The following is a 13,359-nucleotide window of genomic DNA, read 5'->3' on the forward strand; positions in this document are numbered from 1 at the left end:
GTCACCCGCTTTAAAGGGTTGGGGGAAATGAATCCTCTGCAACTCCGTGAGACCACCATGGCCCCGGATACTCGCAGACTGGTTATGCTGACTATTGAAGAAGGCGACGATACTGATAGCCGCATGGACATGCTTCTGAGTAAGAAGCGTGCGTCGGATCGCCGGTCCTGGCTGGAAGCCTACGGCAACATGGCAGATGTAGCCGGCTGACTCTTATTCGTTTTAGGTATATCAGAATAATTCATTATTCCTTTTAAGTATTCTTAAAACTCGTTATTCTTCCGGTTTTCTGATCGGGAAGAATCGCAAATGGACTGGCAAGGCTGGTTTGCGCTGGGCATGGCAGGCGCCGCTCTGGTACTCATGAGCTCAGGGCGTTATGCACCCCATCTGGTAATGATGGGTGTGCTTGTTGTGCTCAGCGCCAGTGGCATCATTTCGGCCGATCAGGCATTGATGGGCTTCAGTAATACAGGGCTGATCACCGTCGTGGCCCTGTTTGTGGTGGCGGCCGGCATTCACCACTCTGGTGGGGTCGATCTGCTGGTCAGGTACTTGCTGCGAAACCCCAAGACCGTTCGTTCGGCTCAGGCACGAATTACCCTTCCGGTTGCGCTGTTAAGCGGTTTTCTCAACAACACCCCGGTTGTGGCGACTATGATTCCAGCCATTCATGCCTGGTCCCGGAAGATTGGCATTGCGCCGTCCAAGCTTATGATTCCCCTCAGCTACTCCGCTATTTTGGGCGGCACCCTGACGATGATTGGCACCAGCACCAACCTGGTGGTTAACGGTCAGTATGAGCAATTGACCGGCGAGGCCGGGCTTTCCATTTTTTCGATCACCGCTGTCGGCTTGCCGGTGGCCGTTCTTGGCATTGCGGCCATCTTGCTGTTTATGCCCCGGGCGCTTCCAAACCGTGAGGATAGGCATAAGTTTGGTTCCATGAGGGAGTTTACTCTGGAGGTGGCTGTTGCTGTCGATGGGCCGCTGGTTGGGAAAATGGTAGGCGAGGCCGGCCTGAGGGAGTTGGAGCGGCTCTACCTGGTAGAGATTGAACGTGATGGCAGCGTAGTAACGGCGGTGCCTTCTGAGGAGCGCTTGTGCGGTGGCGACAGGCTTGTGTTTGCCGGTGACACTCAGGCGATCTCCGACCTGCTGCGAATTAACGGTATTGTGCCTTCTGTGCACGCGGATGAGCCCAGCTTGAGCCAGGATCGTGCAGAGCGTTGCTTGATGGAGGCCGCTCTGTCTCCGCAATCAGAAGTATTGGGTTTGACGATTCGCGACGCGCGATTCCGGGAGCGATACGGAGCGGTTGTTTTGGCGGTCGCACGGGGTGGCAGCCGAGTATCAGGAAACCTGGGTAATATTCGTCTCAAGCCTGGCGATGTGCTTTTGCTGGAAGCCCGGCCGGCGTTTGTAAGCCGTCAACGCTACAACAAGGATTTTCTGCTTATAAACGACTTGGGAACAGAAGCCCCGAGGCACGATCGTGCCTGGTTGTCCTGGGGCATTCTTATTGTGCTGGTGGGGCTTGCTGCCTGTGGTGTTGTCAGCATGTTGAATGCGGCCTTGCTGGGCGCGACACTGATGATTCTTAGTGGCTGTTGCTCTGTGGGCCAGGCGCAAAAATCGGTGGATGTGCCCGTCGTTCTTACCATTGCAGCTTCATTCGCCTTGGGCGCAGCTCTTCAGGAGACCGGGGCTGCGAGCTATATGGCGGGAGCTATCCTGGGCCTTAGTAAAGGCCACGTTTTACTGGCTCTGTTCATGGTCTATTTTTCGGTGTCTGTGCTCACAGAGGTTATTACCAACAACGCAGCGGCCATTCTGGTTATACCGATTGTACTGTCGATGACCAGCACCATGGGAGTTGAGGCGGAACCGTTTGTTATCGCCGTGATGATGGCTGCGTCGGCCAGCTTTGCGACACCCCTGGGCTATCAGACCAATATGATGGTGTTTGGCCCCGGTGGTTACCGGTTCGGAGATTTCGTGCGTGTTGGCTTGCCAATGAACGTGTTTATTGGCTTGATATCAGTGGCAGTGATTGCACTGGTGTACGGAATTAGGCCCGGCTAACCGCCGGGCCAGAGGGATTGGCTAGGATGTCGCAGCAAAGCACCCGCTGCTCCCCGTTGTGGGTAAAACAAAAAGACAGGGTTACGCACATATAGGCGCCGGTTACGCAAAGGTAGGGGGCGGTTATGTGGAGCTTGCCGGGCTGGGCCAGCGCTTGCCTCAGGTATTGTTGCCGGTACCAATCTGCCTTGCTGGTGCTTTCAAGTGGCTTGAAGCGCGGGTCCAGGCTTCGGGTTCCGGTATCCGATATCATCGTCTCTTCAATCTGAAGTCCGCTCTCGTCCGCCAGGTAGCAGCGTGAGACGGTGACGTGTTTCAGTAGTGCGCCGCAAGCTTGGCTCATGGTGGTGCCGATTTGAAGTGACGCAGTGACCGTTTGAAAATCTCCCCAGAAAAAGTCGACCAGCTGGCTTGTCGGATTCCGAGTGATCTGATGGCGAGCCTTATACTCCTGCAACAATAGATCAAAGTCTGTAGAGGCGTTGCAGAGCTGGCTTAGATCGGTGCTTGGCCGGCAAAAATAAAATCCTTGAACAAAGTCGACCCCGGCATCAATTGCAATCATGGCCTGATCGCTGGTTTCTACTCCCTCCAGCAACACCAGGCACCCGGATTGGTGCAGTAGTGAGACTATACCGTTCAGTATCTGCCGTGCTCTGTGATCTTCGGTTGCCCGAGTCAGCAGTTTTCTATCAAGTTTGACGATGTCTGGTGACAGGTTCCAGATGCGTTCAAAGTTTGAGTGCCCAGCTCCAAAATCATCAATGGCTGTCAGGCACCCCAGCTTTCGGTAATAGGCAACCGTTTCGCGCAGGCGATCCGCATCGTCAGTTGGCTGTTCGACAATCTCGATAACAATTCGATGAGGTGGTAACTGCGTCTTTGCCAGCAGGTTTCCAAAAAATGAATCAGTTTGACTGCCGCTGGTGATAACACGGGGAGAAACGTTTAGGAACAGCCAGTTGAGCTGGTCATGTATGCCACTGTAGTTTCGGACATGCAGGTAACGGCAGAGCCGGTCCAGTAGCAGGTTCTCGGTATCGGAAACGGGCAGCTCGAAAAGGTGTATGGGCAATACATTCGAATTGTCCGGGTCCAGAGCCTGATCAACGCTTCGTAGCCAACGGTTCGTTTGTGAGAAATGCTATAGATTGGCTGAAGAGCGGTTTTCAACGTCAGACCGCGAAAATTCGCGGTCCAGGAGTTGCCGTTTCTGTGAAGCATCGGCGATAACAGGTCCATTTCAGGATCTGTCAGCGTCTCCGAGATTGCTGGCTGCATAGTGTTTCAAATGTTTGATCGAATACATCAGGTGCTGCTGGAACCAGGCACTTGAACGAACACAAGTCAGCGTCGGCTGAGAATGGAAAAGCCAGAGTAGACTGATAGTTAGGGGAGATTGCCAAAAAATGGGAAACATTACCACCGTTTCATGACTAAACCGGAAACAGTGTGTAGTTTTGGGGGTGGGATAGATGGGACGGCGAGGTGATTTTGGCGGCCCTTTCAAGATTCAAGAGCCGCCAAAGAATCAATTATTGCTCGGGATTACAACGGATTCGTCGAATTCAAGTTCCATGTCCTGTCCTCTCGTTCAATGAGGCCCCCGACGGGGCGGTTAAGCATAGCGAAAGTTTACTAGGCTTATAGAAATCAACAATCCGTACAACCCGAATGCGACCAAAGTCAAGGGTTTTGAGCACTAGGCTCACACGATCAAGATTTCTGATGATGGGTAGCAAAACATTCCGATTTCCTTTGAGAATACGACTTCTTATACTTTGGCGTATGACTGACTAACAGGGAATGTGAGGCCCTAGTTGCTATGCAAATAAGCAATACATCTGCCAGCTATGGTTGGCTGGCTATTGTGGTCCACTGGGCGGCTGCTCTGGCAGTGATTGGCATGTTTGCTTTGGGTTTTTGGATGGTTGATCTGACTTACTACGATGAGTGGTACCGGCGAGCTCCGAATATCCATCGCGCCATTGGCGTCTTGTTGTTTGCTTTGATGGTGTTCAGATTGTCCTGGCGTTTTTTTGCGACATCGCCGAACTCGGTCGCGGGGCATAAACGCTGGGAAGTTTACAGCGCTCGTGCCGCACACGGCTTGCTGTACGTACTGATTTTTGTGGCGATGGTAAGTGGTTTTTTGATTTCAACGGCTGACGGTTCGTCCGTGAGTGTGTTTGGTTGGTTTGAGGTGCCATCGGTGACGGGTCAAGTGAAAGGTCTTGAAGATACGGCAGGGTGGGTGCACTACTGGAGCACGTGGGCCCTGATTGGTCTTGCTCTAATTCACGCGGTTGGCGCCTTGAAACATCATTTTTTTGATCGTGACGACACGTTGCGCCGCATGTTGGTTCCCGCGCGTGGTGATAAATGATGGGCGTAATACGGCCCTGAATGAGCGCGTTTTTGTTTACTTAAAGGAGAGTTTCATGAAGAAATTATTGCTTGCATCTGCCGTTTCCGTGGCGTTGGTCGGAGGCGTCCAGGCCAATGAACACAGCGGCACTTACGCTTTTGATAACAAAGACACCCACCAGTTCATCACGTTCAAGATCTCGCATTTGGGTTATAGCTGGCTTTATGGTCGCTTCAACGATTTTGATGGCCAATTTGTTTACGATGCCGAAAACCCTGAAAACAGCTCGGTAAACGTAACCATTGATCCATCAAGCGTTGACTCCAATCACGCAGAGCGCGACAAGCACCTGCGCAGCGAAGATTTCCTGCACGTGGGTGAGTTCTCGGAAGCGAGCTTCAAGAGCAAGCGGGTAGAGGTTGATGACGAAGGTGAGGCGGATATCGTTGGTGACCTCACGCTGCGCGGAGTAACTCGTGAGGTCACTCTAGACGTGGAAATGCTGGGCCATGGTAAAGACCCCTGGGGCGGTTATCGCATGGGCTTTGAAGCCGAGACTGAGCTGCGTCTTGAAGATTTTGGCATTCCGATGAACCTTGGAAAGGCTTCCGAGACGGTAGAGATTATTATCTCTGTTGAAGCATCCGCCAGTAACTCTATCCATCCTGCAATTACAGATTCCGGGGCTGGCCCCGGAATCTGCGTGTCTGCCTATCCGTTCTCGTACATACCTATTTTGGATTGATTGCTTTTTTCAAGCATTTCGGCGCCAAGCCGACTGTCAGGAGTTTGTTGAGGCGCGGCAAAGATGCCGTTGGCGCCAGAATTGAGCAGCGAAAATAACCAGCCCTATTAGCAGGCCTGCCCAGAGATAGGGCGCAGGGACCTGGAAGCTGCCGCTGATAGCGAATTCCACAAGAAGCATCAGGCGACGGCTAACGCCGCATTCACCATTGCCGTAGCCATGGCTTGCCCGCAGGCTTTGATATTGGGTTTCATAGTGTTCCGCTTGTTTGAAAGGAAAACGGTCTTCTATTCATCACTGGCAATGAGCATACGGCGCACCTTACAGACTCTCCATGCGGGAATTCCGCTATTGGAATCGATGATTTGGGGTCTGAATGAGAGGTTTTCGCCGATAAATCCGTAGGTTGTTGGTGTATCAGCCCGGTGCTCCATATAATGTCCCACTGCACCTGCCCCGTGATTATTCCGGGCGCACAGGGTAGCATCACGGACTCTTTCAAAATCAGGCAATACAGGCAAAAGAGGCATCCATGCCAGAGTTTCAGACGACGGATGAGGGCTTTGAGCGGGTATCACTCAGAGACTACACGGAAAAAGCCTATCTCGATTACTCCATGTACGTCATTCTTGACCGCGCGCTTCCCAATGTTGGAGACGGGCTAAAACCGGTTCAGCGGCGCATTATTTACGCCATGTCAGAGCTGGGCCTGAAATCTACGTCCAAATACAAAAAGTCTGCCCGTACAGTGGGTGACGTACTGGGCAAGTTTCACCCCCACGGCGACAGCGCTTGTTACGAAGCATGGTGCTAATGGCGCAGCCATTCTCCTATCGTTATCCGCTTGTCGACGGTCAGGGGAACTGGGGCGCTCCAGATGACCCAAAATCCTTTGCCGCCATGCGTTATACCGAATCCCGACTGGCACGTTTTGCAGATGTGCTGCTTGGAGAACTAGGGCAGGGCACCGTAGACTGGACCCCCAACTTTGATGGCACCATGGATGAGCCGTCGGTGCTGCCAGCAAGGTTGCCCCATGTGTTGTTAAACGGCACAACCGGCATTGCCGTGGGTATGGCGACGGATATTCCGCCTCATAATGTCAGGGAAGTAACAGCTGCCTGCATTCGGTTGCTGGATGATCCCGAGGCCACCGTTGACCAGCTTTGCGAGCACGTTAAGGGCCCGGATTTTCCAACCTACGCAGAAATCATTACGCCCCGCAAAGATCTGCGCCAAATGTACGAGACCGGCCGGGGCTCGCTGCGTATGCGCGCCCGCTGGGTGCGAGAGACGGGCGAGATTGTGATAACGGATCTGCCGCATCAGGTTTCCGGTAATCGTGTGCTTGAGCAGATTGCACACCAGATGCAAACCAAAAAGCTGCCTATGGTGGCGGATCTCCGCGACGAGTCAGATCATGAAAACCCGACCCGGTTGGTTGTTGTACCGCGTTCCAACAGGGTAGATCTTGACGGGCTGATGGCTCACCTGTTTGCCAGCACCGACCTTGAGAAAACCTACCGGGTAAATATCAACGTGATCGGAAATGATGGCCGTCCGGGCGTGAAGGGCTTGCGCCAGATGCTTACGGAGTGGCTGGCGTTTCGTCGTACCACGGTGACCCGTCGATTGCAGCACAGGCTGGATAAAGTGCTGGCGCGGCTGCACATTCTTGAAGGCCTTTTGATTGCCTACCTGAATATTGATGAAGTCATCCATATTATCCGCACGGAAGATAAACCCAAAGCGGTCTTTATGGAGCGATTCGGGTTGTCTGCGGACCAGGCAGAATCCATTCTCGAGCTGAAGTTGCGGCACCTGGCCAAGCTTGAGGAAATGAAAATCCGCGGTGAGCAGGACGAGCTGGCTATAGAGCGGGATGAGCTTCAGGCAATTCTTGGCTCTGAGGATCGCTTGCGTGAGCTGATCAAGAGTGAGTTGATGGCAGACGCCGAAACCTACGGCGATGATCGCCGTTCCCCCATAGTTGCGCGTGAAGAAGCCAAGGCCTTCAGCGAAAACGATTTGGTCTCTAACGACCCGGTCACCGTTGTACTTTCGGACAAAGGCTGGGTGCGGGCCGCCAAAGGCCATGATATAGATCCGGATGGGCTAAGCTACAAAGCGGGCGATAGCTTTTCGTTAGCCGCGCGTGGCCGTAACAACCAGCAAACGATTTTCCTGGACTCCACTGGCCGGGCCTACGCACTGATGGCTCACAGCTTGCCTTCGGCAAGAGGGCAGGGGGAGCCGCTTACCGGGCGAATCAACCCGCCTTCAGGGGCGAGCTTCTCAGGCTTGCTTATGGGTGACCTTGCACGTAAGACGTTATTAGTAACCGACGGCGGGTATGGATTTGTTACTTCGCTGAATGAGATGATCAGCAAAAACCGGAATGGCAAGGCGATAGTCAGTGTGCCGAAGGGCGCGAAAATTATGCCGCCGGTGATCATTCCCGCCACCGAAAATACTCTCTATTTGGGGGCTATTTCCAATGAAGGCAGAATGCTTATCTTCCCGCTTAGCGAGCTGCCTGAGCTAAGCAAGGGTAAGGGTAACAAGATCATCAGCATCCCCTCAGCACGGGTACAAAACCGTGAGGAGTATGTGGTAGCCATAGCCGTATTCGCTGAGGATGATCAACTGGAAATCCGTGCAGGCAAGCGCAAGATGGGCTGAACTTCGCCGATCTTGAGCATTACATTGGAGAGCGCGGTCGGCGCGGGCACAAGCTTCCTCGCGGTTTGCAGAGGGTTGACGCAATTAATGTCATCCCTTCAGCCGCTCGGGCAAAGGAAGAGGACGGTTCTGAAAACGGCATGGGCACAATGGAGAACACCGACAGTGAGTGAACTTGTTCTTATTAACGTATCCGGGCGCGATAAGCCTGGGCTCACGTCGGAAATTACCGGCATTATGGGCCGGTATGATGTTCGGATTCTCGATATAGGTCAGGCGGTTATTCACGACCATCTGACCTGGGGCATTCTTATCGAAATCCCCGACGAGTCCAAGGCCTCACCAGTGATCCGCGACTTGCTTTTCCGTTTCCATGCTTTGGATCTTCAGGTCAGGTTTGCTCCTATTACCATTGAAGAGTACCAATCCTGGGCTGAGGGCCGTAATCGCGCCTGTTACATCGTTACGTTGCTGTCCCGTGACATCAAGGCGGAACAGATTGCCAGGGTATCTGCCATTACTGCTCGCCACGGGTTGAATATCGACAACATATCCCGCCTTTCTGCCAGGCCCTCGCTCAACGCCACCAGTGACGGGATAGCCTGCGTGGAATTCTCCGTGCGGGGTACGCCGCAGGATTTGGAGCTACTTAGGGCCGATTTCCTGCATATCGCCGGCGAAATGAATGTGGATATCGCCTTCCAGGAAGACTCTATTTTTCGCCGCAATCGCCGCCTGGTGGTGTTTGATATGGACTCCACCCTTATTGAGGCTGAAGTGATCGACGAGCTTGCCCAAGAAGCTGGTGTGGGCGCCCAGGTCGCTGAGATTACCGAGCGCGCTATGCAGGGGGAGCTGGATTTCAGTCAGAGCTTTGCAGAGCGGCTTTCACTGCTTAAGGGGTTGGATGAAGCTGTTCTGGAGCGGGTCGCCAGCCGCCTGAAGATGACAGAAGGCGCGGAACGTCTGATTCGAAGCTTGAAAGCACTCGGTTACCGTACAGCGATTCTCTCTGGTGGTTTTACCTATTTTGCACGGCACCTTCAGAACAAGCTGGGCATCGATTACGTTTACGCCAATGAGCTGGAAATTCTCGACGGAAAGGTAACCGGTGCGGTTTCTGGTCAGATTGTCGACGGTAAGCGCAAAGCAGAATTATTGCTGGAAATAGCCGAGAAAGAGCACATTTCCCGGGAGCAGGTCATTGCTGTAGGTGATGGTGCCAACGACTTGCCCATGTTGAGCCAAGCTGGCCTGGGCGTTGCGTTCCGGGCAAAACCGTTGGTTAAGGAATCTGCCCGACACGCTATCTCGACGCTTGGTCTGGACGCTATTCTTTACTTGATTGGTTTCCGCGAAAGTGAAACCAATCAGGGATTGAGAAACACTCAGTTGTCGCCAAAGTCGTAGTTCATTTCCGGAACGGGTGCCTGCAGGTAGTAGCCCTGAATGTAGTTCACGCCGGCTTGCCAAAGTGTGGCAAGAACACCGGCATTTTCTACCAGTGGAATAATGGAGAGTTTGCCGGCACTTTGCAGGCTCTTTACCATTTCTTTTACCTGCTCTCGGGCCTCTTCGTTCTTTTGAATTTCTTCCGTAAACGAGCCGTCAATCTTCACATAATCCGTATCAATGTGTTTTAGCGTATTAAACGGGTTCAGTGCGCAGCCAAACTGTGCAATGGACACTTTGCAGTGAAGCTGGTGCAAGGCTTTGGTAAACTCCTTTGCTTGCTTCATATACGTGTTCGCATCACCTTCGCGGATCTGGAAAATCAGCGAGTCACCGGGCAGGCGGGCGGCTTTCAGGGCTACGCTCAGCCAAGGTGTGAAGGTTTTATCCTGTATGGTTTCTGCCGTCACGTTGAGGAACATGCGGGTATCGTTGCCTTTGGAGCGGTGGCTGGCCAGCTGCTTTATGGTCTGCAAGATAACCCAGCGGTCGATCTTGATGGCGGTATCGCTTGGGCCCATAGGAGGCAGGAAGTCGTAAGGTGAGACTTCTTTATCATCCTTGTCGAGCATTCTAACGAAGGCTTCGTAGTGCTCTTCGCCTTCGCCACGCAGATTGATGATGGGCTGGAACAACAGCCGGAAGCGATCTTCATCCAGAGCCTTCAGTATCGCCTCAGTGGAGTTGCTCTCATCCAGTGTTTCGTAATCCGCCGGGTTATAAACACGAATACCGTTGCCCTGGGATTGACCTTCTTGCTTGCGCACTTCCGAGGACGCAGTGTGAGCCCGTGCCAGGAGCTCTTCGGCTTTCGGCGAGTTCTCAGTAATTGATGCAATGCCGATACTTACGGTTAGTGGAACCGTACGACCGTTGATGTCGAACAGGTACTCATCCACAGATTTGCGAACCTGTTCACACCGGCTGGCCATGGATTTTTCATCGCAAGGGAGGCTTAGCAAGCCGAATGCGTCATCACTGAGACGCGCTAGCATCAGATCATCGCCCGCCTCTCTTTTCAGAAGACTGGCGAGATCGCCCAGTAGCAGGTCTGCGCCCGAAATGCCCACCTGGCCCTTCATGGTCATAAAGCTATCAAGAGCGATATAGGCGAAGGCGCCGGTTTCGTTGCTCTTACCTGCACTGGCAATAGCCTGCTCGAGCTCTTTCATCAGGTGTTGGCGGTTGTACAGCCCGGTAAGGAGATCCTGGCTGCTGATCTCCCGTAATTTTTCTTCCAACTCTGCATCGCTGTGTTCTGGCTGGAGCACAATCTGGGTGCAAGCTTCACCGTCATAGGTTGCAGCGGAAACCGACATGGTTACATTCAACTCGTGATCATCGCTACGCTTTGCGGTGCAGTTGATCGTCATGCCGTCTTCGCCTTTTTCCGCGAAAGACTTCATAAAGGTTTTGTAGTGGTTCTGGCTCTCTGGGGTGAGCGTGTCGAGCACAGGAATGCAAATCAGGTCATCAATGTCGTCGTAACCCAGAAATTCCATGTACGACTGGTTGGCGTAAATGTGCATGCCGTCATTGATATAGGCAATAGCATCTTTAGAGCTTTCCAGGAGAAGCTGGCATCTTTGTTCCGCTTCGCGCAGATAAGACTCCAGCGCCCGGCGGCGGCGGCGATCGTCGAGTGCCGTCAGCTCATGCTTTACTTTCAGTATCAGCAGGTCGTGGTGGTCGAACCGCACTGTACCCTGTGCGCCGGCCTTCATAACGGCCACAGTTCTTTCCCGGCTCTCTTCCTCTGTAAGAAACAGGCATGGAATATCTTTGTCCATGCGCCTGATCATGGCGAGCGCGTCATCCGCTACGAATTCCTGTTCGGTATCCCGGGCCAACAATAGATCCCAATTACTGTTTTTCAGGGCTTCTTCCAGGTCCTCCTCAGAGGTAATGCGGTGGGCTCTCGTGGCTTTTCCGGCATTCCTGAGCAGGCTTACCAACGATTCGGCATCATTTTGCGAAGGATCGAGAATCAAGAGGTGTACGGTCGCGTTTTGTTTCTGCATTCCTAAGGCGTCTCGTAATACAGGTTGGCTGGGCCGGCCAAGGCAGAGAAATGCTCTGCCTTAGATACAGTATTTGCTGGAAACTGTGAGCTGCGAGACCGGGCTGTCACTATCGCTGAATGATGCAGGGGTTGGGGCTTAATAACAAGTCTCTGGCGGATTAACGAGCCATCCGGCCAGAGGTGTTCAGAGAGATGGCCACAGGGAATCAAAATCATCTTCACTGGTGCCAGCTGGTGATGAGGCATTGGCTGGGGCAGCGCTTTCTGTATTGATTTGTAGCTTTAGTTCAAACTGGCTGATACTGCCGGTGGACGATACCTTTTTCGTTAGCTGGCCCTGGTCCTCTCGGCCATCATGCAGCATGGAAATTCGGCTGCCTGGCTGGAACGGCAACCGGGGCGTAATGAGGGTTGCCGCTTGGTTGATCACGCTTATTTCAGGAAGCAGAAGGCCGCGTAGATATTCACTGCTGTTTCCAACTTTCTGGATCAAGCGAACACCGCAGGGTGAACCACTGGGCGCCAGCAGCTCTATGCCAATTTGAGTACCCTGATTCCGGATTTGACGAATCCAGCGAACCACCGCAATGCTCCAGGGGTGTGAACGCTGCTCACGTATGCCAAGTATTTCTCCAGCCTGCATGGAAGGCGGTACGCTTGTCTCCCATGAGACGCAGTAACCGCCAGGGCTAGTGTTTACCAACAGCGCTGAGTGCGATCTGGGCCGGTTCTTATCATTTACTGGCGCGGGTGTGTTCCCGAAGCTGCCGCGAAAATTAATGGGCGTGTCTGCGGCATGCAGGTGCTCATCGCTTGGTGCTGCGTCGTGGGCGCCGCCCCAGGCGTCCTCCCGCTTGCGGGATGAACGGATGAAAACGTTCTCTTCATCCTCAGGGCCATTGTCATTGCCAGTTACGAACTCCGTAAACGATTTCTCTCCGGCAATAAAATAATGTGCGGCAGTTAGCCCAACGCAGATCTCGAGGGTGCCTTGGCTGGCAATTCGGTTGAAATTCCTCTTTGCCAGAATGCCCAGGGCCTGGCTGAGGTGAGTGAGTAGGGTTTCGTTGACGTTGCCGGGTATCTTGAGTGTGTCAGGGGCGGGTTGTTGGCGGAGCCTTGCATCCAGGCTTTCCGCAATCATGGTCGCTAATTCCCGGGTATCGAATCCGAAGCTCTCATTGCCGGGTTTGTGTTCCAGCAAGCTTCTATAGATTGGAGAGTTGTCGCTCTCCAGGTTAACCACGAAAAGACTGTCTTCCCCGGTGGCTGGCCCGCAGCTTGAAAACCCCGTCCAAAACTCAAGCAGGTCATAAGCCTGAAGCAGTTCCGATTGCCTGAGCTGGTTGGGTCTGGCACAACCCAGCAGAAGCAGGCGCTTGTAACTGTCCGCGACAGTGCTGGACTGCCTTTGTTTTAAGCTGCTGTCTTCTACCGCGACCTCGGACAGTTTGTTGCGGTGCGCAAACCGGAACATGCGATGACATTCCAGCCAGCTTTGAGCCGGGCTCGGGCAATAGAGTTGATGAGAGCGCAAAATGGTCGAGGCAAGTTCCGACGTGGCCCGGTGAATGGCTGTGGCAACTAGCTTCCGGTTTTTATCCAGCCCGCTATCGTCCAGAGCCTCTAACAGACATAGCTTGTAGCCACTGGCGAGGTGCAATTGGAGCGCCTGAGACAGGTTGGCAATTTTGCGTTGCTTCTCAGGTAAGGCGACCGCAAGCCCCAGGTAATGGCGTGAGAGCTCATTGCACACAAAGTGGATTTTTTCGCGAATCAGTTCAAGGAATTGCAGGCGGTTTTGGGGCGCAAGAAACAGTTGGTTGAGCTCAATGATCGCGTGATAGAGCTGGCGCGACACTTCACCAATATTGGCCATGGGAAGCTGTTTGGTCCACGACCTGAACGCCTTTGGCGTTGTATCGCAAAAAGACAGACTTGCCGTTTTTTGCTCGGGAACACGGAGATCTGGTTTGAGGATCGTGCCTTCCATGAATATGCGCC

The 13,359-nt window shown here is 53.3% G+C and carries 6 protein-coding genes and 3 pseudogenes; 6 read left to right on the top strand and 3 right to left on the bottom strand.

Translation table 11 applies throughout. The features are described 5' to 3' along the window. Positions 1–210, top strand: a pseudogene (locus BCA33_RS05510) (DNA topoisomerase IV subunit B); the annotation flags it as partial. 99 nt (positions 211–309) lie between these two features. After that, positions 310–2,085 carry an SLC13 family permease gene (locus BCA33_RS05515; RefSeq protein ID WP_071264066.1) on the top strand — a complete coding sequence of 592 codons (1,776 nt, stop codon included), beginning with the start codon at positions 310–312 and terminating at the stop codon, positions 2,083–2,085. Here BCA33_RS05515 and BCA33_RS05520 read toward each other — a convergent pair. Then, positions 2,072–3,160, bottom strand: a complete 1,089-nt coding sequence (locus tag BCA33_RS05520) for an EAL domain-containing protein (RefSeq protein WP_254774209.1) — start codon at positions 3,158–3,160, stop codon at positions 2,072–2,074. The two genes, BCA33_RS05515 and BCA33_RS05520, sit on opposite strands and share 14 nt — an antisense overlap. 750 nt (positions 3,161–3,910) lie before the next feature. On the opposite strand from BCA33_RS05520, the gene BCA33_RS05525 reads away from it, so the two are divergent. The 4 genes and pseudogenes from BCA33_RS05525 (at position 3,911) to serB (ending at position 9,290) form a co-directional block, all read left to right on the top strand. Then, on the top strand, positions 3,911–4,471 hold the full coding sequence (locus BCA33_RS05525; RefSeq protein WP_071264068.1) for a cytochrome b: 561 nt from the start codon (positions 3,911–3,913) through the stop codon (positions 4,469–4,471). A gap of 55 nt (positions 4,472–4,526) precedes the next feature. Continuing rightward, a pseudogene (locus BCA33_RS05530) lies at positions 4,527–5,093 on the top strand (YceI family protein); the annotation flags it as partial. Positions 5,094–5,730: 637 nt separating this feature from the next. Next, positions 5,731–8,053, top strand: a pseudogene (gene parC, locus BCA33_RS05535) (DNA topoisomerase IV subunit A). Further along, positions 8,046–9,290, top strand: coding sequence for a phosphoserine phosphatase SerB (gene serB / locus BCA33_RS05540; protein WP_071264070.1), 1,245 nt, complete (start codon positions 8,046–8,048; stop codon positions 9,288–9,290). The pseudogene parC and the gene serB overlap by 8 nt, the downstream one beginning before the upstream one ends. Here serB and BCA33_RS05545 read toward each other — a convergent pair. Next, entirely contained in the window at positions 9,269–11,353 is a 2,085-nt protein-coding gene (locus BCA33_RS05545; RefSeq protein WP_071264072.1) for an EAL domain-containing protein, read from the bottom strand. The two genes, serB and BCA33_RS05545, sit on opposite strands and share 22 nt — an antisense overlap. 186 nt (positions 11,354–11,539) lie before the next feature. Beyond that, complete coding sequence (locus tag BCA33_RS05550) at positions 11,540–13,348, bottom strand: GTPase (protein WP_071264074.1); 1,809 nt, start codon at positions 13,346–13,348, stop codon at positions 11,540–11,542. Positions 13,349–13,359: the final 11 nt, after the last annotated feature.

Source organism: Marinobacter sp. AC-23 (genome assembly GCF_001858325.1).
GTDB lineage: Bacteria > Pseudomonadota > Gammaproteobacteria > Pseudomonadales > Oleiphilaceae > Marinobacter.